Origin of the sequence: Streptomyces sp. NPDC046465, assembly GCF_040646035.1 — a bacterium.
GTDB lineage: Bacteria > Actinomycetota > Actinomycetes > Streptomycetales > Streptomycetaceae > Streptomyces.
The window spans coordinates 207,354-227,909 of record NZ_JBEYZK010000016.1; the positions used below are offsets into that span (position 1 = coordinate 207,354).

The 20,556-nt window shown below is 70.7% G+C and carries 20 protein-coding genes; 15 read left to right on the plus strand and 5 right to left on the minus strand.

Translation table 11 applies throughout. The features are described 5' to 3' along the window. Positions 1 to 46: 46 nt before the first annotated feature. Complete coding sequence (gene aceA / locus ABZ953_RS25490; RefSeq protein ID WP_361727682.1) at positions 47 to 1,336, minus strand: isocitrate lyase; 1,290 nt, start codon at positions 1,334 to 1,336, stop codon at positions 47 to 49. A gap of 301 nt (positions 1,337 to 1,637) precedes the next feature. Between aceA and ABZ953_RS25495 the strand changes: the two genes are divergently transcribed. Next, positions 1,638 to 3,050 (plus strand): short-chain fatty acyl-CoA regulator family protein, encoded by a 1,413-nt coding sequence (locus ABZ953_RS25495; RefSeq protein WP_361727684.1) that lies wholly within the window; start codon positions 1,638 to 1,640, stop codon positions 3,048 to 3,050. Between the two features lie 17 nt (positions 3,051 to 3,067). Here ABZ953_RS25495 and ABZ953_RS25500 read toward each other — a convergent pair whose 3' ends face one another. Both ABZ953_RS25500 and ABZ953_RS25505 read right to left on the minus strand, forming a co-directional pair. After that, positions 3,068 to 4,348 (minus strand): cytochrome P450, encoded by a 1,281-nt coding sequence (locus tag ABZ953_RS25500; RefSeq protein WP_361727686.1) that lies wholly within the window; start codon positions 4,346 to 4,348, stop codon positions 3,068 to 3,070. Between the two features lie 91 nt (positions 4,349 to 4,439). After that, positions 4,440 to 5,807, minus strand: coding sequence for a glutamine synthetase family protein (locus ABZ953_RS25505; protein ID WP_361727687.1), 1,368 nt, complete (start codon positions 5,805 to 5,807; stop codon positions 4,440 to 4,442). Positions 5,808 to 5,982: 175 nt separating this feature from the next. On the opposite strand from ABZ953_RS25505, the gene ABZ953_RS25510 reads away from it, so the two are divergent. The 7 genes from ABZ953_RS25510 to ABZ953_RS25540 all read left to right on the plus strand — a co-directional run bounded on the left by ABZ953_RS25510 (position 5,983) and on the right by ABZ953_RS25540 (position 12,552). Then, on the plus strand, positions 5,983 to 6,171 hold the full coding sequence (locus ABZ953_RS25510) for a ferredoxin (RefSeq protein WP_361727689.1): 189 nt from the start codon (positions 5,983 to 5,985) through the stop codon (positions 6,169 to 6,171). A gap of 4 nt (positions 6,172 to 6,175) precedes the next feature. Then, entirely contained in the window at positions 6,176 to 7,390 is a 1,215-nt protein-coding gene (locus tag ABZ953_RS25515) for an FAD-dependent oxidoreductase (protein WP_361727691.1), read from the plus strand. A gap of 12 nt (positions 7,391 to 7,402) precedes the next feature. Next, entirely contained in the window at positions 7,403 to 8,209 is an 807-nt protein-coding gene (locus tag ABZ953_RS25520; protein ID WP_361727693.1) for an acetoacetate decarboxylase family protein, read from the plus strand. 87 nt (positions 8,210 to 8,296) lie between these two features. Then, positions 8,297 to 9,793 (plus strand): aldehyde dehydrogenase, encoded by a 1,497-nt coding sequence (locus ABZ953_RS25525; RefSeq protein ID WP_361727694.1) that lies wholly within the window; start codon positions 8,297 to 8,299, stop codon positions 9,791 to 9,793. Next, complete coding sequence (locus tag ABZ953_RS25530; RefSeq protein ID WP_361727696.1) at positions 9,786 to 10,721, plus strand: catechol 1,2-dioxygenase; 936 nt, start codon at positions 9,786 to 9,788, stop codon at positions 10,719 to 10,721. The genes ABZ953_RS25525 and ABZ953_RS25530 overlap by 8 nt, the downstream gene beginning before the upstream one ends. Position 10,722: 1 nt before the next feature. Then, positions 10,723 to 11,568 carry a fumarylacetoacetate hydrolase family protein gene (locus ABZ953_RS25535; protein ID WP_361727698.1) on the plus strand — a complete coding sequence of 282 codons (846 nt, stop codon included), beginning with the start codon at positions 10,723 to 10,725 and terminating at the stop codon, positions 11,566 to 11,568. A 252-nt stretch (positions 11,569 to 11,820) separates the two neighbouring features. Further along, entirely contained in the window at positions 11,821 to 12,552 is a 732-nt protein-coding gene (locus tag ABZ953_RS25540; protein ID WP_361727700.1) for a gamma-glutamyl-gamma-aminobutyrate hydrolase family protein, read from the plus strand. A gap of 32 nt (positions 12,553 to 12,584) precedes the next feature. On the opposite strand, the gene ABZ953_RS25545 is transcribed toward ABZ953_RS25540, so the two are convergent. Beyond that, positions 12,585 to 13,157, minus strand: coding sequence for a MarR family transcriptional regulator (locus tag ABZ953_RS25545; protein WP_361727702.1), 573 nt, complete (start codon positions 13,155 to 13,157; stop codon positions 12,585 to 12,587). 324 nt (positions 13,158 to 13,481) lie between these two features. On the opposite strand from ABZ953_RS25545, the gene ABZ953_RS25550 reads away from it, so the two are divergent. The 7 genes from ABZ953_RS25550 to ABZ953_RS25580 all read left to right on the plus strand — a co-directional run bounded on the left by ABZ953_RS25550 (position 13,482) and on the right by ABZ953_RS25580 (position 20,137). Further along, on the plus strand, positions 13,482 to 14,102 hold the full coding sequence (locus ABZ953_RS25550; RefSeq protein ID WP_361727704.1) for a cysteine hydrolase family protein: 621 nt from the start codon (positions 13,482 to 13,484) through the stop codon (positions 14,100 to 14,102). 518 nt (positions 14,103 to 14,620) lie between these two features. Further along, on the plus strand, positions 14,621 to 16,096 hold the full coding sequence (locus ABZ953_RS25555; protein ID WP_361727706.1) for a pyridoxal-dependent decarboxylase: 1,476 nt from the start codon (positions 14,621 to 14,623) through the stop codon (positions 16,094 to 16,096). After that, the gene (locus tag ABZ953_RS25560) at positions 16,093 to 17,643 is read left to right on the plus strand and encodes a hypothetical protein (RefSeq protein WP_361727708.1); all 1,551 of its coding nucleotides are present in this window, start codon (positions 16,093 to 16,095) and stop codon (positions 17,641 to 17,643) included. Before ABZ953_RS25555 ends, ABZ953_RS25560 begins: the two co-directional genes overlap by 4 nt. Positions 17,644 to 17,694: 51 nt before the next feature. After that, positions 17,695 to 18,141, plus strand: a complete 447-nt coding sequence (locus ABZ953_RS25565) for a hypothetical protein (protein ID WP_361727710.1) — start codon at positions 17,695 to 17,697, stop codon at positions 18,139 to 18,141. Positions 18,142 to 18,196: 55 nt separating this feature from the next. After that, positions 18,197 to 19,072 carry a hypothetical protein gene (locus ABZ953_RS25570; RefSeq protein WP_361727711.1) on the plus strand — a complete coding sequence of 292 codons (876 nt, stop codon included), beginning with the start codon at positions 18,197 to 18,199 and terminating at the stop codon, positions 19,070 to 19,072. Positions 19,073 to 19,086: 14 nt separating this feature from the next. Next, positions 19,087 to 19,518: a hypothetical protein gene (locus tag ABZ953_RS25575; protein ID WP_361727713.1), complete on the plus strand. Its 432-nt coding sequence runs from the start codon at positions 19,087 to 19,089 to the stop codon at positions 19,516 to 19,518. Between the two features lie 13 nt (positions 19,519 to 19,531). Continuing rightward, entirely contained in the window at positions 19,532 to 20,137 is a 606-nt protein-coding gene (locus ABZ953_RS25580; RefSeq protein ID WP_361727715.1) for a hypothetical protein, read from the plus strand. A 72-nt stretch (positions 20,138 to 20,209) separates the two neighbouring features. On the opposite strand, the gene ABZ953_RS25585 is transcribed toward ABZ953_RS25580, so the two are convergent. Continuing rightward, positions 20,210 to 20,527, minus strand: coding sequence for an acyl carrier protein (locus ABZ953_RS25585; protein ID WP_361727716.1), 318 nt, complete (start codon positions 20,525 to 20,527; stop codon positions 20,210 to 20,212). Between the last annotated feature and the right edge of the window lie 29 nt (positions 20,528 to 20,556).

The window sequence follows — 20,556 nt, forward strand, 5'->3', positions numbered from 1 at the left end:
CGGGAGTGCGGATTGATTGACGGGTGGTGGCGAGCGGGCGCAGCGCCTAGTGGAACTGCTCCTCCTCCGTGGAACCGGCAAGCGCCGTCGTCGAGGAGGCCGGATTGACGGCGGTGGACACCTGGTCGAAGTAGCCCGTGCCGACCTCCCGCTGGTGCTTCACGGCGGTGAACCCCTGCGCCTGCGCCGCGAACTCGCGCTCCTGGAGGTCGACATAGGCGGTCATGCCGTGCTCGGCGTAGCCGCGGGCCAGGTCGAACATGCCGTGGTTGAGCGAGTGGAAGCCGGCCAGGGTGATGAACTGGAAGCGGTAGCCCATGGCGCCCAGCTCCCGCTGGAACTTGGCGATCTGGTCGTCGTCCAGGGCGGCACGCCAGTTGAACGACGGCGAGCAGTTGTAGGCGAGCATCTGGTCGGGGTGCTCGGCGTGGATCGCCTCGGCGAACTCGCGGGCCTGGGCGAGGTCCGGGGTGCCGGTCTCGACCCAGATGAGGTCCGCGTACGGGGCGTAGGCGAGGCCGCGGGCGATGACGGGCGCCATGCCGTTCCGCACCCGGTAGAAGCCCTCGGCGGTGCGCTCGCCCGTCACGAACTGCGCGTCGCGCTCGTCGACATCGCTGGTCAGGAGGTTCGCCGCGAGTGCGTCGGTGCGCGCCACGACGAGCGTCGGGACATCGGCGATGTCGGCGGCAAGGCGGGCCGCGTTGAGGGTACGGATGTGCTGGCCGGTCGGCACGAGCACCTTGCCGCCCAGGTGACCGCACTTCTTCTCCGAGGCCAGCTGGTCCTCGTAGTGGATGCCCGCCGCGCCCGCGGCGATCATCGCCTTGGTCAGCTCGAAGGCGTTGAGCGGTCCGCCGAAGCCCGCCTCGGCGTCGGCGACGATCGGCGCGAGCCAGTCGGTGGCGTCCTCGCCGCCCTCGGCGGTGGCGATCTGGTCGGCGCGCAGCAGGGCGTTGTTGATCCGACGGACCACCTGCGGAACGGAGTTGGCGGGATAGAGGGACTGGTCGGGGTAGGTGTGCCCGGCCTGATTGGCGTCGGCGGCGACCTGCCAGCCGGACAGGTAGATCGCCTGCAGGCCGGCCTTGACCTGCTGCACCGCCTGGCCGCCGGTCAGTGCGCCGAGCGCGTGGATGTAGTCCTGCTCGTGCAGTTGGCGCCAGAGCCGCTCGGCGCCGCGCCGGGCCAGGGTGTGCTCCTCGCGGACGCTGCCGGAGAGCCTGACCACGTCCTCGGCGGAGTAGGTGCGCTCGATGCCCTGCCACCGGGCGTCGGTCGCCCACCGCCGCGCCAGCTCCTGGGCCGTTTCCGTCGTCGTCCCTGCCTGTGCCATGACCGTCTCCCGGAGAATCGTGAACTGTGCGAAATGCCTGGCACTGGGTGCCGGGCGGATGGAGGGTGCGGCCCGTCGGTTCCGTGAGTGAGCGATCGGAACAACCGGAACACTGATGTCGGTGCGGGCCGCGGTACGACTCTTGCATCGGCACTCAGTGCCATCAACTGAGGAAAGGTGCCAAGTTCTGTGCATCTTTCGCCGCCGTATTGCCAAGTCTGTTAATGCCGAAAGCTGCGCTTGCGTGGTTACGATCACGAGCGGGACGGCAAGGGCAAGCGGCGCGGGACAGGAGTCACGGGTGAGCAAGACGTACGCGGGAGCGCGGCTGCGCCGCCTGCGCGAGGAACGCCGTATGAGCCAGGTCGAACTGGCCAGGACCCTCGCCATCTCGCCGAGCTACCTGAACCAGATGGAGCACGACTCCCGCCCGCTGACCGTGCCCGTGCTGCTGCGTCTCACGGAGGCCTTCGGCGTCGATCCGGGCTTCTTCTCCGAGCGCGACACCAGCCGCCTTGTGGCCGACCTGCGGGACGCGCTCACCGGCGACGTCGCCGCGGGCCGGGTCTCCGCGTCCGACCTTTCCGACCTGGCCTCCCGCATGCCCGCCGTGGCGACGGTCCTGGTCGACCTCGGCCGCCGGAACCAACTCCTCACCGAGCAGCTCTCCGAAGCCGCGGAGGGGCGGGGTCCGGGCGCGGCGGCACAGCCGCGCTCCGCGCACGAGGAGATCCGCGAGTTCTTCTACCGGCGCCGCAACTACCTGCACGACATCGACCTGACCGCCGAGCGGTTCGCCGCCGAGATCGGCATACGCCCCGGCGACGTCGTCGGCGTCCTGGCCACGCGCCTCGCCGAACGGCACGGCGTGCGCCTGGTCGCGGACTCCGAGCGGCACCTGCACCACTACGACCCGACGGCCCGCGTCCTGCATCTCTCCAACCGGCTGCGCCCCGGCCAGCAGGCGTTCCGGATGGCCACCCAGCTCGTGCTGCTCGAGTACGGGGACGACATCTCCGCCCTCGCCTCGGAGGACTTCGGCCGGGAGACCGCGGCCTGGCCACTCGCCCGGATCGGCATCGCCAACTACTTCGCGGCCGCCCTGATCCTGCCCTACCGTCGCTTCCACACGGCCGCGGAGGAGTTCCGGTACGACATCGAGCGGCTGACCGACCACTTCGGCCTCGGCTACGAGACCATCTGCCACCGCCTCAGCACCCTGCAGCGCCCCCGGCTGCGCGGCGTGCCCTTCTCCTTCGTCCGGGTCGACCGCGCGGGCAACATGTCGAAGCGGCAGTCCGCCACCGCGTTCCACTTCTCCCGTGCGGGCGGTACCTGCCCGCTGTGGAACGTGTACGAGGCGTTCGCCGCGCCCGGCCGCATCCACGTCCAGGTCGCCGCCATGCCGGACGGGCAGCGCTACCTGTGGACCGCCCGCGCCGTCACCCGCCATCGCGGCGGCTGGGGCGAGCCCGGCAAGACCTTCGCCATCGGACTGGGCTGCGAGATCCGGCACGCCGCACGGCTCGTCTACTCCGACGGCCTCGACCTCGGCAACGTCTCCTCGGCCGTGCCCATCGGCATGGGCTGCCGCCTGTGCGAACGCACCGACTGCCCGCAGCGTGCCGTACCGCCGCTGGACCGGCGGCTCGCGATCGACGAGAACAGCAGCACGTTCGTGCCGTACCCGGTGGCCGGCATGCACGATCAGTGATGCCGCCTGATGGGCCCTCAGGCGGTGGCCACGTGCACCGGCAGCTCCTTGATGCCGTTGACGAAGTTGGAGCGGACCCGGCGGACGGGACCGACGAGGCGGATGTCGCCGATGCGCGGGATCAGCTCCTCGAACATGATCCGGATCTCGGTGCGCGCGAGGAGGTTGCCCAGACACAGGTGGGGGCTGGACTTGCCGAAGGTGACGTGGTCGTTGGGGGTGCGGGTGACGTCGAAGGCGTACGGGTCCGGGAACACCGTCTCGTCGCGGTTGCCGGAGGCGAACCACATGACGACCTTGTCGCCCTCCTTGATGCGTTTGCCGCCGAGCTCGGTGTCCCGGGTCGCGGTCCGGCGGAAGTGGTAGACGGGGGAGGCCCAGCGCAGGAACTCCTCGACGGCCGCCGGGATGAGGGAGGGCTCCTTGCGGAGCCGGTCGAGCTGTTCCGGGTGCTCGATGAGGGCGAGCATGGTGTGGGAGATGGCGTGCCGGGTGGTTTCGTTGCCCGCCACGACGAGCAGCAGGAAATAGTTGTCGAAGTCCTGCCGGGAGAGCGGTACGCCGTCCCGGGGGACCTCGTTGACCAGGCGCGATACGAGGTCGGTGCCGGTACCGCCGCGGCGCACCCGGGCCAGTTCGCGTCCGTAGGCGAAGACTTCGGTGGCGGCGGGGGAGCGGAAGGGCAGGTCGCGGTAGCGCTCGCTGTCCTCGCTGTCGAGCAGGACGTCGGCGTAGTCGGGGTCGGTGTTGCCGATGAGGCGGTTGCCCCAGTCGATCAGGCGCCGGTTGTCCTCCGGAGGCACGTCCAGGAGGCGGGCCAGGACGTTGATCGGGAAGTCGGCCGACACACGTGTGACGAAGTCGAAGGTGCCGTGCGGCAGGGCGGCGTCCAGGGTGCGGGCGGTCAGGCCGCGCAGGAAGTCCGCGTAGCTGTTGATGACGTTCTGGCCGAACTGCCGCTGGAGCAGGGCGCGCAGGGCCCGGTGCCGGGTTCCGTCCAGTTCGAGGAGCGAGGCGCGCAGGGCGATCTGGTCGTCGTCGACCTCTTCGAGGTTGACGAACCGGGTCGAGGTGAAGGTGGCGGGGTCGCGGTCGATCCGGGCGATGTCCTCATGCCGGGTGACGGCCCAGAAGCCGGAGTTGGGCGCCGCCTCGGGCTGCCAGTGGACGGGGTCCTGGTGGCGCAGGGTGTGGAACATGCGCCACGGGCTGTGGCCGTCGGTGAACCGGTCGAGGTCGGTGAGGTCGACGTCGTCGAGAGGCAGGGGCAGGGGCTCGACCGGTACGGGGGGCGGCATCACGGGCTCCTTCGGGGCGGCGGGGGAAGACAGGGCGCGGGGGCCTGGCGAGGGCGACCGTGGGCAGTGCCGCCCCGCCGCTCCCGACCGGTCACAGGTGGTACGCGTACTCGGTGAACTCCCAGTCCGTGACGTACTGCTGGAAACGTTCGACCTCGTTGCGCTTGTACGTGAGGTAGGCGGCGACGAAGTCCGCGCCGAGGAGTCCGGACAGGGCGGTGTCGGCCTCCAGGGCGTCGAGCGCGGCGGGCAGGCTCGTCGGCAGCAGGGCCGCCCTGGACGTGTCGTATCCGTAGCCCTCCAGGGGCGGTGGCGGCTGCTGCTCGGCGTCGATGCCGAGCAGGACGGCGGCGAGCGCGCCGGCGAGCAGCAGGTAGGGGTTGGCGCTCGCGTCGCCCAGGCGCAGTTCGATGCGGGTGCCGGGCCCCCGCTCGGGCGGGATGCGGATCATGGCGCTGCGGTTGTCAAAGCCCCAGTCGATCAGCCACGGGGCCAGGGTGTCGGGACCGAAGCGCTTGTAGGAGTTGACGGTCGGGTTGAGCAGCGCGGCGAGGGCCGGGGCGTGGCCGAGCAGCCCGGCGACGGCGTGCCGTGCGAGGGCGGACAGGCCCTGCGGATCGGCCGCGTCGTCGAAGGTGTTGCGTCCGTCGGGTCCGGCGTCCGCCTCGGTGGCGGACAGGTGGAGGTGGAATCCGGAGCCGCCCGCGTCGTTGAACGGCCGGGCCATGAAGGTGGCGAGTCGCTGCTCCTTGCGGGCGAGTTCCTTGACGGCGCACTTGAGGCGGAAGGCGCGGTCGGCGGCGTCGAGCGCCCCGGAGTGGGCGAGGTTGATCTCGAACTGCGCCCCGTCGAACTCGTGGTTGCCGTTCGTGACGCCGATGTCCAGGTCGCGCAGGAGCCGCAGGACCCGGAGCAGGTGGTTGTCGGGGTCGGCGCGCAGCCCCGCGGTGTAGACGGCGCCCTTGGCCGCGCAGTACCGGCGCCAGCCGCCGGGCTCGGCGGGGTCGGCCTCGCAGAGGAAGTACTCCAGCTCGGGGCCCGCGACCGGGCGCAGGCCCCGTTCGGCACAGCGGGCGAGCACCGCGCGCAGCAGGTCGCGGGGCGACTCGGGGGCGGGCGCCCCGGTCCTGGGGTCGGTGACGTCGCCCAGGCAGGTGGCCACGCCCGGCTCCCAGGGCAGCGCGTGCAGGGTCGTGAGGTCCGGTCGTACGACGACGTCGGGCAGCCCCGCCTCCAGGCCGCCGGCGACCGGCACGACATCGCCCTGCGGCGTCGTGTGGTAGACGGCGCGGCAGAAGGCGAGCCCGTGTGCGCAGGCCGTCGGCAGCTGGCCGAGCAGCACGTCGCGGGCCCGGTCGGTGCCGAGCAGATCGGGATAGACGACCCGCACCACATCGACCCCCTCGGCGGCGAGCCGGTCGATGTGCCGACGGATCGGGGACGGGTCGTGAGCACTCACCGCTGCCTCCTCGGCGAGATGAATGTTTGAGGCCAAACAATATGTCGACGGTAGAGGCGGCCGTGGGCCCCCGCAAGGCTCCGCGCGCCAACTGCCCGGCATGCGGCGGGGATTGACCGGTGTGCGAGGGCTCCCTATGTTGTTTGGTACCAAACGACATGAGGTGAGGTCGTCCGTGAGGGTCGTAGTCGACAAGAGCAAGTGCCAGGACCACGGGCAGTGCGTGTTCGCGGCGCCCGACGTCTTCCGGCTCGACGATCAGGGCCGCCTCGTGCACGACACCGAAGCCGAAGAGGCGGTGCGCGACGCGATCGAGGACGCCGCGGACGTCTGTCCGATGCAGGCCATCCGGATCGAGGGCTGACACGGTGGCCGGGCACGTCCTGGTGGTCGGTGCGTCCATGGGAGGCCTGCGCGCCGCCGAGCAACTGCGCGCCGCGGGCTGGCACGGGGCGATCACCGTGGTCGGCGACGAGCCCCACATGCCGTACAACCGCCCCCCGCTGTCGAAGGAAGCCCTCGCCGGGGCCGCGCCCTTCGCCTCGCTCGCCTTCACGCCGAGGAGCAGCGTCGCCGATGTGCGCTGGCTGCTCGGGCGGCGCGTGACCGCCGTCCGGCTGCGCGCGGGCGTCGCCGTCCTCGACGGCGGCGAGGAGCTGGCCTTCACCGCCCTGGTGGCCGCCACCGGCCTGCGGCCCCGCCGACTGCGCTGTCCCGGCCCGGCGAGCGGCCGCCACGTGCTGCGCACCCTCGCCGACGCCCGGACGCTGCGCACCGAACTGCTCCGCCCCGGAGTGCGCCTTGTCGTGGTGGGGGCCGGGTTCATCGGCTGCGAGATCGCCTCGACCGCGGTGCGCCTCGGCGTACGGGACGTCACGGTGGTCGACACCGTGCCGCTGCCGATGCTCCGGCCGCTGGGTGACGTCCTCGCACGCGCACTCCTTCGCCGGCACCGGATGTACGGCGTGCGCTTCCAACTGGGCGTGGGAGTCGCGGCGTTCGAGGGCGCGGGGCGGGTGTCCGGGGTCGTCCTCGGCGACGGCCGGGTGCTCCCGGCGGACGTGGTGGTGGAGTCCGTCGGCGCGGTCCCGAACACCGAATGGCTCGACCGTAACGGCCTCGATCTGAGCGACGGGGTCCTCACCGACGGGCAGTTGAGGCTGGGCGGCCTGCCGCACGCGTGCGCCGTCGGGGACGTCGCCCGCTTCCCCGACGCCCGCCACGGCGGGCTGCCGCGCCGGGTGGAGCACTGGTCCATGCCCGGCGACAGCGCCCGGCACGCCGCACGCGCCCTGGCCGCCCGGCTCGCGGGGGACGAGCCGGGACCGGCACCCTTCGCGCCCCTGCCCAGCTTCTGGAGCGACCAGCACGACATCCGGTTGCAGGCCTTCGGCGCCCCCGAGCTCGGCACCGACGACGTCGAGATCCTCTCCGGCGACGCCGACGCCGACGGTGATCTCGTGGCGGGGTACCACGCGGGCGGCCGGCTGGTCGGCGTGGTGGCCCTCGGTGGCCCCGGCGCCGCCGCCGCCGCGGCCCGCCACCGTGCCCGGCTCCTGCGGAGTCCCGCCCCCCTCACCTGAGGAGCACCCGCCATGACCCGAGTCCGCGGCTACCTCCACCCCAAGACGGCGACCGGCGCCGCCTCGATCGTCCCCGCCCCGCCCTGGCACTACTCCGGCGACATGCTGACCATCGAGTACCGCACCGACCCCGAGCGGGTCCGCGAACTCCTGCCGAGCCCCCTGGAGCCTGCCGCCGAGGACCCCGGAGCGGTCGCGCTGATCTGGGCCGACTGGCAGTCCTGCGCGGCATCGGGGCAAGAACTCCTCGACCCCGTGCGGTCCCAGTACCAGGAGGCGTTCGCCGTGGTGCGCTGCACCTACCGGGACCGCACCTACTCCCGGTGCGTGCACATCTGGGTCGACAAGGACTTCGCCCTGCTACGCGGCATCCACCAGGGCTATCCGAAGAAGCTCGGCGCCATCCACCAGACCCGCCCGCACCCCTTCGGCCCGGCCCCGCGGATCGCGTCGGGAGCCCGGTTCGGCGCCACGCTCGCCGCCGCCGACCGCCGCCTCGCCCAGGCGGTCGTGACCCTGCGGGAGCCCTCGGCCACCGGCGGCTTCGTCAACGCCCACCCGATGGCCCACCACCGCTGGCTGCCGTCGATCGAGAAGGGCGGGGGATACGCGCTCGACGAACTCGTCGAGTCCCGCGCCGCCTCCTTCGAGGCCGGGCAGCCCTGGCGGGGCGACGCCGAGCTCGAACTCTTCGCCTCCCCCACCGAGGAGCTCGCCCGCCTCGCGGTGCGGGAGCCGATCGCCGCGTACTACCAGCAGGTCGGCGTCGTGTGGGACGGCGGACGCCTCCTGGAGTCCCCGACCTCCGGCGCCGAGTGAACCGCGCGCCCGGCCCGACCTTGGAGAACCGGACATGCCCACAGGAGCCTTTCGCACCGGCCACCGCCACCCGCAGAGGAGGCGGCCATGACCCGGCACGCGGCCGTCGTCGACGGCACGGCCGTCGACACCCGGCACTGGATCGCCGGCCGTCGCACCGAATCCGCCACCACCTTCCCCGACAGCTCACCCATCGACGGGCGCCCGCTGGCGGAGATCGCCCGCGGCACCGCCGCCGACGCCGACGCGGCGGTTGCCGCCGCCGACGAGGCCTTCCCCGAATGGGCCGCGACGCCACGCAAGGAACGGGCCCGCCTGCTGCACGCGATCGCCGACGGCGTCGCGGACCGCCTCGACGACCTGGCCCGGGTCGAGACCGCCGACAACGGCGCCCTGCTGCGCGCCCACCAGCGCTCCGTGATGCCGCGGGTGGCACACAACTTCCGGTTCTTCGCCGACCACGTGCGGGCCCTGGACCACGAGGACTTCACCACCCGCGCGAGCGGCTCCGCCACCGGGCCGGGACACCGCAACCACATCGCCTGGGACCCGGCGGGACCGTGCGCGCTGATCACCCCGTGGAACGCCCCCCTGATGCTCGCGACCTGGAAGATCGCCCCCGCCCTCGCCGCGGGCGACACCGTCGTTCTCAAGCCCCCCGAGTGGGCCCCGCTGACGGCATCGCTCCTTGCTGACATCAGCGCCGCCGCCGGGCTGCCGCCCGGGGTTCTCAACATCCTTCAGGGGTACGGGGCGGAGGCGGGCGCAGCCCTCACCGCGCATCCGCGGGTGCGCCGCATCGGCTTCACGGGGTCGGTGGCCACGGGCCGCCTCGTCGCCGCCGCCGCGGCGCCGAACCTCACCCCTGTGAGCCTCGAACTCGGCGGCAAATCACCACTGTTGGTGTTCGCCGACGCCGACATCGACCTCGCCGTCGACCTCGCCGTTCAGCAGTACGACAACGCGGGGCAGGTGTGCCTGGCCGCGACCCGGCTGCTCGTCGAGGAGCGGATCGCGACGGAGTTCACCGGCCGCCTCACGGAACGGGTCGCGGCGCTGAACCCGGGCGACCCGCGCCTCGACGGGACCGACCTCGGCCCCCTCATCCACCCCCGCCAGCTGACCAAGGTCGACGGCTTCGTGCGCCGTGCCGTCCGGGCGGGCGCACGCGCCGTGCTGGGCGGCACCGTCGACCGGAGCCTCGGCGACCTGTACTACCGCCCCACCCTCCTGACCGACGTCGCACAGGACAGCGAGATCGTCCAGGAGGAGGTCTTCGGGCCGGTCCTGACCCTGCAGAGCTTCCGCACGGAGGACGAGGCGGTCCGGCTCGCCAACGGCACGCGGTACGCGCTCGCCGCCGCCGTCGCGACCGCCGACGCCCACCGGGCCGAACGGATCACGGCCCGTCTCGTGGCGGGCACCGTCTGGGTCAACTGCTTCTACGTACGCGACCTCCGCGCGCCCTTCGGCGGCGCACGGAACTCCGGCATCGGCCGCGAAGGCGGCACCTGGAGCTTCGACTTCTACTGCGACGTCAAGAACACCGTCACCGCGCCGACGGACGGGGGAGGACATGGGTGACATCGTCGGGGCGGGCCTGCTCGCCCACGTCCCCACCATCGTGCTGCCGCGCCAGGCCCGCCTGGACCTGAACGAGGGCAGCGAGTCCACCCTCGTGACCGGTCTGCGGCAACTGCGCACGGACGTCTTCGCGGACGACACGTACGACACGGTCGTCGTCCTGGACTCGCACTGGGCGACCACCGTGGAGTTCGTCGTCACCGCGCACGCCCGGCGGGCCGGTCTCTTCACCTCCGACGAGCTGCCGCGCGGGATGTGCCGGATGCCGTACGACTTCCCCGGGGACCCCGAACTCGCCCACTCCGTCGCCCGGTTCGCCGACCGGCACCGGACCTGGATCACCCCGGTCGACGATCCGTACCTGCCGATCCACTACGCCACCCTCAACCTCTGGAAGTACCTCGGCGAAGGCCTGCCCGACAAACGCTGGGTGTCGGTCGGGGTGTGCCAGACCGCCGACGCGGAGGACCATCTGCGGCTCGGCCGTGCGCTCGCCGACGGCATCGCCGCGACGCCCGGCCGCCGGGTCCTGCTGATCGCCTCCGGCGCCCTGTCGCACACGTTCTGGCCCCTGCGTGAGCTGCGGTCGCACGAGGCCGCCGACCCGGCGCACATCCGTACACCACAAGCGCGCTCGGCGGACGAGCGGCGCATCGAGTGGCTGACGCAGGGCTGGCACGGTCAAGTCCTCTCCACCATGCGGGAGTTCAGAGCCGTCAAGCCGGAGGCGGGCTTCGCGCACTACCTGATGATGGCCGGGGCGCTCGGCGGCGCCGCCTGCACCGCGCCCGGCCGCCGGTACGGCGCGTACGAGAACGCCATCGGGACCGGGCAGGTCCACCTCTGGTTCGACCGGCCCGCAGGCGGATGGACACAAGGCGGCGCGGCCCCCGCTCCCCGCACACCCCATGGCCGGGAGGACGCCTGAGATGCCCGAGACCCGCCGCATCCTGCTCGACGGCGCCGTCACCGAGGTCATCCGCGACGGCGACGAACTGGTGGCCGGGGACGGCCGCCGCGTCAAGGCCGACCGGGCGAGTCACCTCCCTCCGGTCGTCCCCACGAAGGTGATCGCGGTGCACCTCAACCACCGCAGCCGGGTACGGGAGTTCGGCACCCGGCTGCCACCGGCGCCCACCTACTTTCACAAACCGGTCTCGGCCCTCAACGCCCACCAAGGGGCGGTGGTCCGCCCGGAGGGCTGCAAGTACCTCAACTACGAGGGCGAGATCGCGATCGTGATCGGCCGCGCCGCCCGCAACATCTCCCCGGCCCAGGCGGCCGGCCACATCGCCGGATACACCGTCGCCGACGACTTCGGCCTGCACGACTTCCGCGATACGGACGCGGGGTCGATGTTGCGTGTCAAGGGCTCGGACACGCTGTGCCCGTTGGGCCCCGGAGTGGTCACGGGCTGGGACTTCCGGCACAAACGACTGCGCACCTACGTCAACGGCGTACTGGCGCAGGACGGTTCGACCGACGAGATGCAGTGGGACATGCACTACCTCGTCGCCGACATCGCACGCACCATCACGCTCCTGCCGGGCGACGTCCTGCTGTCCGGCACCCCCGCGGGCTCGCGGCCCGTGGCGCCCGGGGACGTCGTCGAGGTCGACGTCGAGGGACTGGGCCGTCTCACCAGCCACATCGTGAGCGGCCCGACCCCCGTCAGGGCCGACGTCGGAGCGCAGCCCACCGAGTCCGAGGAGGTCCGTTCGACCGCACTCGGCGGCGACTGGGAACACCGGGGGGTCCGGCCGCCGCGCAAGTGAGGCCCTGGGGGGGGATCGCTGTTCCGGGCTTGCCACGGGGATGCCCGGTACGGCGCCCCCCCCAGGCCGCCTCAGCACGCTGACCACCCGTACCACCGCACCGGCACCACCGCACCGCACCGGCACCACCGCACCGCACCAGCATCCCCCCACCGCACCAGCATCCCCCCACCGGAGCGGCACCTCCCCACGGGAGCGGCACCTCCGCACCACCCCGGCACATCCGCGACCACCCCCCTGAGGAACCCCGTTGTGAACCGCCCCGCACGACCCCTGATCGCCATCCCCGCACGCTTCTCCGTCTCCACGTCCGCTCTGCGCTACGGCGCCGAAGTCAACGCCCGTACGCTGGTCGAGGCCGTCTGGCGGGCCGGCGGCGAGCCCGCGACCATCCATCCGCACGCTCCCGACGGCAGCGCCGACCCGATGCTCGTGGCCGCTCGCCTCGCCAGATTCGACGGCGTCCTGCTGCCCGGCGGCGGCGACCTTTCCCCCAGCCGGTACGGCGTGCGGCCCGTGCACGGCAGCGTCTACGACGTAGACGCCGAACAGGACGGCTTCGACCTGGCGGTCGCCCAGCAGGTCCTGCGCGCCGGGCTGCCGCTCCTCGCCATCTGCCGAGGGGTGCAGGTCGTCAACGTCGCCCTCGGCGGCACCCTGCAGCAGCACTTGGCGGGCTGGCGGCGCGAGCACCGCAACCTCGTCCACCAGGTCGACATACAGCGGGGCACCTCACTGCACGCGATCACGGGCACCTCGACGGTGACGGCGTCGTGCTACCACCATCACCGGGTCGACCGCCTGGGCGCGGGCCTCTCGGTCACCGCCAAGGCGTCCGACGGGACCCGCGAAGCCTTCGAACTCCCCAACAGACACGGGTGGTTCACGGGAGTGCAGTGGCACCCGGAGGACACGGTCCAACAGGACCCCGTGCAGCAGGCCTTGTTCAACGCGCTGGTCCACGCGGCGCGACAGCGCTGGTGAGACCGGTGACGGCCCGATCCGGACGAAAGGCCCTATGCCCGGGGCCGCCGTCCGCTGCGCCGGGGCGCCGGTTCTGCGCCGTCGAGCAGGGTGAGGCGCCGCTCCGCGCCGTGCTCCTCCACCTGGAGGACGACCTGCCGCAGACCGTCGGCGACGCGGCGGCACTCCGCGTCGCCGAGCCGCCGGGAGACGAACGCCTCCTCCTCGTTGAACCGGGGGAACAGGTCCCGCATCAGCTCCGTGCCCGCGTCGGTGAGGGCAAGCAGCACGAGCCTGCCGTCCTCCGGGTGTCCGGCCCGCCGTACGAGACCCCGGGCCTCCAGGGTCCGCACCACCCCGGTCAGGGTGCCCTTGGAGATCCCGGCCTCCTCCGCCACGTGGCGGGTCTCCGACTCGCCCCAGACCCACACCACCCACAGCACGACGAACCCGGTCCAGGTCAGATCGCAGCCGCGAAGGACGGAGTTCTCCAGGTGCTGGCGGACGGTGGAGGCCGCCCGGTAGATGTTGGCGACCATGGCCATCTGGTCGTGGTGGATCGGCGCACCGTCGAGCCTCGCCCGCGCCAGCTTCTCCGCTTCGGTGATGGACCGCTGACCGGGCACGGGCACCCTCTCCTTCACTCCCTGCGGGGCACGAGCCCCGAGTCTATCGTTCGGGGTCAAACCATACGTGGCGCCCGGTCCGTACGTGGGCGTCGATGCACCTCAACAGGCCGTTCTGCAAAGGGGGTTCGAGAGGGAGCCCAGGTGCTGGCCGGATCGTACGCGGCCGTCGGCCGACCCGCCGTCGAGTGCGGGGACCCGGTGCTAGCGTCGGTTGACGCACCCCTTCATCCGCCTCCGGCCCCGTGTGCGGCAGCCGCCGACCCGGCCGGAGCAGCGACGTGCACAGCCACCCATCCACCCAGGTAGAGGGGAAGAACCGTCATGAAGCGTGCCCTCGTGGTCATCGACGTACAGAACGAGTACGTCACCGGCGGACTGCCGATCAGCTATCCGGACCGGGCCGTCAGCCTCGCCAACATCGGTGCCGCCATGGACGCCGCCACCCGGGAAGGAGTTCCGGTGGTGGTAGTCCAGCATGCCGCCCCCGCCGGCGCTCCTCTCTTCGGCCGCGGCAGCCACGGCTTCGCCCTGCACGAGGTGGTCGCCTCGCGGCACCGCGACCACCTCGTGGAGAAGACCCTGCCCTCCTCCTTCGCCGGTACGGACCTCGGCGAGTGGCTGACACGGCAGGGCGTCGACACCCTCACGATCGTCGGCTACATGACGCAGACGTGCGACGAATCCACCACCCGTGCCGCCGTGCACCGGGGATATTCGGTCGAGATGCTCTCCGACGCGACCGGGACGATCGCCTTGTCCAACCGGGCCGGAACGATGTCCGCCGCCGAGGTGCACCACGCGATCCTCGTGGTGATGCAGTCGTTCTTCGCGGTGGTGTCCACCACCGAGGAGTGGGTCTCGGCGGTCCGTACCAAGTCCTCCCTGGGGCGCCCGGACTTCGCGGCCGCCACCGACGCGGGACAGCTCGGCAGCGACACCTGACCCCTGGCCCATCAGGCCCCATCCGCCGCTCCGGAGGCTTCTGCCTCCGGAGCGGCGCTGTGTGAGGTGCCGGGCGCTTACCGCTCATGGCCGGAACGGCATTTCGAACTGATGGGCGCCACGGCGAAAGAGCCGCGCGACGTAGTTCCCCCGGTACCCCGCCCGGGACCGTGGCGGGATATGCCTCACGCACATGGCTGTACGGCCCGGCATACCGCCGGGGCTACCAGGACTATTTCTCCGGTACGGGCACCAAACCACCCGGCGGGCGGGTTGGCGAGAATTCTCTGCGCGGCGCTTCGTCACCATTGATGCGCGTGAATGCCCGTGTGGCGAGGGGTTCTCCGAAGTTACCCGATGGTTTTGCCCAATTTCGGACATGGCGTCGATGAATACTCCACCCCCGGCACGTCAGGACCTACCGTGGTTCTCCGCACCAGGCCCCTCCGCTCATTGCATTCTTTGACGTGCCCGAATTCAACTGCGGGCCGGACGAGAACATCTGGAAGGAGACCTCCATGACGGAATCGCTCCAGAGCGACTTATTGTTCGAGGCGTTCGAGACACAGCGGTTCCGAAACAATGCCGAAACGGTACTGTCCAGGCTGGAGAAACACCTGGCCGACCTCTCGATCCGCGGCCTGGAACTCACCGACCCCGCGGTGCTGACCGAGGCGGCCAGGTCGCTGATGACCTCGGACCGGGACCGGCCCACCGCGTTCGACGAGGAGCAGCTCGCGGCCATCGTCGACCTGTACATCCGCACCGGCATCCAGGTCCACTCGCCCGGGTACATGGGGCGGCAGTTCTCGGGCGTCGTCCCGCTCTCGGGGGTCATCGACTTCGTCAGCTCGGTCGTCAACCAGCCCTCGTCGTTCTACGAGGCCGGGCAACTGCCCAACGTCGCCGAGCGGATCATGGCCGACGAGTTCAACCGGTTCATCGGCTGGGACCCGGAGCGCTTCGCCATGGTGACCACCTCAGGTGGCTCGCTGGCCAACCTGACCGCTCTCCTCGCGGCCCGCAACCGGGCGTTCCCCGGCTTCTGGGCCCGCGGCAACTCGGCGCTCGGGGAGCAGGTCAGACCCGCCATCGCGGTCGGCGCGGACGTGCACTACAGCGTCGCGAGAGCGGCCGGAGTCATGGGCGTCGGGGAGGACCGCATCGTGCGCCTCCCGCTCGACGACCGGCAGCGGATCGACGCGGCCCTGGCGCGGCCGGCCCTGGACGCCGCCGAGGAACAGGGCCTGACCGTCTTCTGCCTGGTGGCCTCGGCCGGCACCACCGCCGTGGGCGCCTTCGACCCGCTCGACCGGCTCGCCGACGTCGCCCGCGAGCGCGGACTCTGGTTCCACGTGGACGGCGCGCACGGCGCGAGCCTGCTGGTCTCGGACAAGCTGCGCCACAAGCTCAGCGGGATCGAGCGTGCGGACTCCCTCACCTGGGACGCGCACAAGATGATGTTCGTGCCCGCGCCGTGCACCCTGCTCTTCTACCGCAACCGTGAGGACAGCCGCGGCGCGTTCCGGCAGACCGCCAGCTACGTGTTCGATGAACGGCAGGACATCTACACCGCGTTCGACAGCGGTGACAAGAACTTCGAGTGCACCAAGCGCCCGATGATCATGCCGCTCTGGGCGCTCTGGGCCATCTATGGAAAGGGCCTTTTCGCCGAGAAGATCGAGTACCTGTGTGCGCTGACCCAGGAGGCCCACGCCATTCTGGAGAAAGAGAACGACTTCGAGACACTGCACCACCCGGAGGCAAACATCCTCTGCTTCCGATATCGGCCGGAAGGGTTCGGTGACGCCGACATCCATCAACTCCAGCTGGACATCCGGAACCGGATCAAAAGCCAAGGAAACTTCTTCATCTCCAAGGTCGACGTCGACGGATCCGCCGCCCTGCGCGTGGTCATGATGAACCATCACATCAATGCCGGACACTTTCAGATGCTCCTCGACGAGATACGGAAGGCAGGCCAGCCCCAGTGATAACCCCGCAGGTCACCATGGCACCGCCCGGCGGCACCCAGGAACTGGTCAACTGGCTCATTCCCGAGTGGGAACTCATTCCGAAGTCCGTCGACGAAGTCCCCCTGCTTCCCTCGTTCGCGAGCAAGCTGCAGGAGTGCGAACGGGTCTGCGGGACGCCGTACGCGGCGGTCACCCACGAGCTCCAGGACGCGCTGGTGCTGCGCCGCCTCCAGCAGATGTTCCACACCGTCATGCTCAATTCGCTGTGGCGCGAGCGACTGGAGGCCGCCGGGGTCGTCCGCGCCCCCGACTCGTACGAGGCCTGGCAGCGCATCCCGCTCTCCGACAAGGAGACCCAGCGCGACTTCTTCATGGGCGCGCGCTCCGGCGTGGTGGTGCCGCACGACCAGGGCGGCTTCGAGGTCGTGGCCAGTGGGGGCACCAGCAGCGGCAGCCCTCTCGAAGTCGTCTACTCGCTCCGGGAGTTGCGCGACACCTACGCGCTCGCCGGCCGGTTCATGGGCGACCATCAGCTCAGCAGGTATCTCACGGGAACAGATCCCAAGTGGCTGCTCACCACCCTCGCCGACTACCAGATGTGGAGCAGCGGCACGATGGTGGGAGGTGTGCTGCAGAGCGTGCCGGGCGTCAACTACATCGGTGCGGGGCCCGTCACCGCGCCCGTCCTGGAGCACATCTTCTCCTACCGGGGCCCGAAGGCGCTGATGGGCATCTCGGCGGGCATCGCGATCCTCGCCGAGCTCGGCGCGAACATGAACCAGCGCTCCCGGGAGAGCTTCCGGCTCGCCCTCTACGGCAGCGGCGTCCTGCCCCAGCGCAAGCGGGTCGAACTCAAGGCGCTCTACCCGAACCTCGCGATCCTGAGCTACTTCGCCGCCACCCAGGCGGAGACCATCGGGCTGCAGCTGACGGAGGAATCCCCCGAGCTGACCGCCGTGCCGGGCCTGCACCTCGTCGAGATCGTCGACGAGAACGGCCGCTGGGTCGCCGAGGGCGAGGAGGGAGAGCTGGTCGTCACCCGGCTGCACGCGCACGAGGCGCCGCTGCTGCGGCTGAAACTGGGGGACCGGATGATCCGCAGGCCCCGGCTCGACCAACCGGCCCTGAAGGCCCAGCAGTTCGAGTTCGCCGGCCGCACCGGCGACGTCCTGCACCTCAACGACAGCCAGTACTCCGCCGTACGCGCCTACGGCGCCCTGCGCGACGAGCTGCAGACGGCCGGCGTGGTGGACCTGGACCAGGTCGCGCACGAGATCCAGTTCGTCAACCACCGCGACGAGAAGACGATCACGCTCTACGCCGCGGTCGACGATGTGCAGGGCCTCACTTACCGCATGGACACGATGCTCGGCCCCTACGGGCTGCGGCGGGTGTTCGTCAACGCCCTGCCGCGCTCCCTCTCGCTCTTCAACCAGGGGGAGGCCAACGCGGCCGCGATCGAGAAGACCGGATACGGCCTGCGGGTCACGTTCGTCCCCCGGCACTCGCCGGACATCGAGCGCACCCATCTCGGCAAGGTGCCGCTGGTCCGTGACCGGGGTTAGCCCTCCCAAGGGGAACGAGCGACACCGCAGGAGACGACGCAGGAGGAAACAGTGGCACTGAAACCGCAGGTAAACATCATCGCCGTGGTCGACGTCATCGGGGCCCTGTCGGGCAGCACCCTGCAGAACGGCAACCTCTGCATGGTGGACAATGGCGACTACTCCAGCACCGGGCAGGGCACGCCCGAGCTGTGCACGTTTGTCAGGTCCGGCCAGGTGATCCAGTGGTCGGCTCTCGCGGTCGACCTGCAGACGCCGGTCGAGATCAAGGGCATCACCTTCCTCGGCCCCGACGGGGCCGCCTCGCCGCTCAGCAAGCAGAGCGCGAACGGCGAGAACGGCGACGAGGGGGAGAAGCTCGACCTGGAGCACTGGGCTGGCATGGTGCCGCCGTTCCTGGTCCCCGGCGTGGCCTACAAGTACCGCCTCGAACTGCAGATGTACGAGGGCGACAACAGCGTGCTGCACGTCGACTCGCCCGCCCTGCTGCGCGTATGAGCGGCCCCGCACGCCCGAGTGGACCGGCGACGACCAAGGACGACGAGGTGAAGTCATGGCCCAACAGCTAGCGATCATCGTGCTCGTGGACATCGGCAACGCGCTGGAGACCAACAACCTGGAAGGCAACACCTACCTCTTCGACAACATGAAGCTGCACGGCTCGGAAGGGCAGGGCACCGACGAACTGGTGACCGCCATCCACGGCGCGTACTGGCGCGACGGCTCACAGGCGACCGAGCAGGTCCTCAACTGGCTGCCCTACAGCCTGGGTTCCATCCCGCCGACGGTCCCGCGCAGCTACCAGTCCGACCGGGCCCGGCAGAGCGACGAGCAGGCACTGGCCTCACTGGACGCGATCACCGCCAAGGCCGGTGCCGTCGGTTCCGACCCCGCGGCCGAGCTCAACCAGATCCGCAAGGCGACGGGCACCCGGGTCAAGACCACCCGGCGCACCCGCGGCCGGCTCTCCGGCCAGAAGGTCCTCGACGTCACGGGCCAGGTGATCACCGACACCTCGGCCGCCTACAGCTACCCCGGCCCCGTGATCACCGACATCTACGGCGAGGCGGTCGACGAGAAGATCATGTACCCCGCGGAGTACGGGTCCCCGGACCTCGTCACCGACGGCTGGTACTGGTCCGCGACCGTCGACACGTCCAGGCCCGGAACGTACGCGTACACGATGCGCATGCAGCTCCACAAGCTGGTGCAGGAGAGCGGCGAGGCGCTCTGGGAACCGGTGAACCTGACCTGCCGGTCCAAGCTCGTGATCACGTCGGAACCCAAGCGCAACGGCTTCACCGGGGCCGGACTCGGGTGGCTGCCGATCGCCCCGGGGTCCGCGGGACCCCAGCAGCAGGGCGCCACCCAGCAGGAGGGGACGTCCGGGTACGCCGGATCCCAGCAGCAGCCGACGCCCAACGTCTAGACGAGGAGCGGCAGATGCCCATCAAGCCGAAGCGGGAGAACGGCCCCGGCAAGCGGCCGATCTCGATCACCGCGGTAGTGGACTGCGTCGGCGCCCTGGCGACCGGCAGCGTGCACGGGAACCTGTACCTGTACGACACCAACAAGGCCGGGGGATCCACCGGTCTTGGCACCGAGGAACTGCGCACCCGGGTCCGGCGCGGCGACCAGCTCCTGTGGTCCGTCCTCGCCCTGGAGTGCGAGGCGTACGCGGCGATCGACGGCATCCTCATCGACCCGTCCGTCTGCGAGCCGGTGCGCAAGGTGTATCCCGGCACCGACGTCGCGTACTGGATCGGGACGGTGAAGGCCGACGGTGTCCAGGACGTCCCCTACCAGATCAAGTTCAGGCTCGGGTCGAGGGACGAGCCGATCACCAGCACGCTGTCCCCGAGCCTCGTCGGTTAGAGCAGGAGGAGCGATGACCATCAGCACGCCCACCGCCACCCACACCGCCACCCACACCGGCACGTCCGGCGGCACCGCCGCCGACAGCTTCGAGCAGAAGCAGAACCCCGGCCAGCTCAACTCGGTGCAGCTCAACATCGTCACACTGGTCAACATGGAGCGGGCCGCGCAGACCGGGTCGCTCAACGACGCGATGTACATGATGGACAACAGCATCGGCGGTCCCGGCCAGGGCACCAACCGTCTGGAGACCGTCTGCAAGCAGGGCCAGGTACTGAACTGGATCGTGCGGCCGATCGACATGGACAAGCGGATCGACGGCACCTGGCCGCCCATGCCGAAGATCAACAGCATTGTCTTCCTCGACACCGAACTCGGCGACGAGGAAGACGTGGCCGAACGGAAGATCTTCACCGAGCTGAAGATCTACGGGGCGCCGGACCGCATGCGCGACAAGTACACACCGGTCTACTACTACTGGGCAGGCACCGTGCTGAGCACCGCCAAGCCGGGCCTCTACCGCTACCGGCTCATCCTGGAGCTGGAGCAGGAGGACACCAAGGAGAAGCTGTACCTGAACACCGTGCGGCACCCGGCCATCAGGGTGCTCGGAGTGTGAGGAATCCGCTCGGCTGACACGAGCAGGGAAGGCGCCCGGCGGGTACGGACCCGGGGCGCCTTTTCCGCCGTGTCACGCCGTGGTGTGGGCCAGCTCCTGGCCGAGGTGCCGGGCCAGTTGGCCGGGCGTGGGGTTCTCGACGATGGCCACCATCGCGATCTCCATGCCGGTCAGCGTCATCAGGGTCTTGGTGAGTTCGAGGGCGGTGAGGGAGTTGAGGCCGTTCTCGAGGAAGTTGCTGTCGTCGCCGAGGGCCGTGTTGAGCAGCGTGCCGGCCTGGGTGCGGATCGTGTCGGTGAGCAGTCGCTCGCGCTCCTCGGGGGTGGCCGTGGCGAGCTGCTTCTCCAGCTCGGTGGCGTCCTGGCCGGGGGTGTTGCCGGTGCTGGTCATGAATGCTCCTGTGTGAGTGGGTTGTCGGC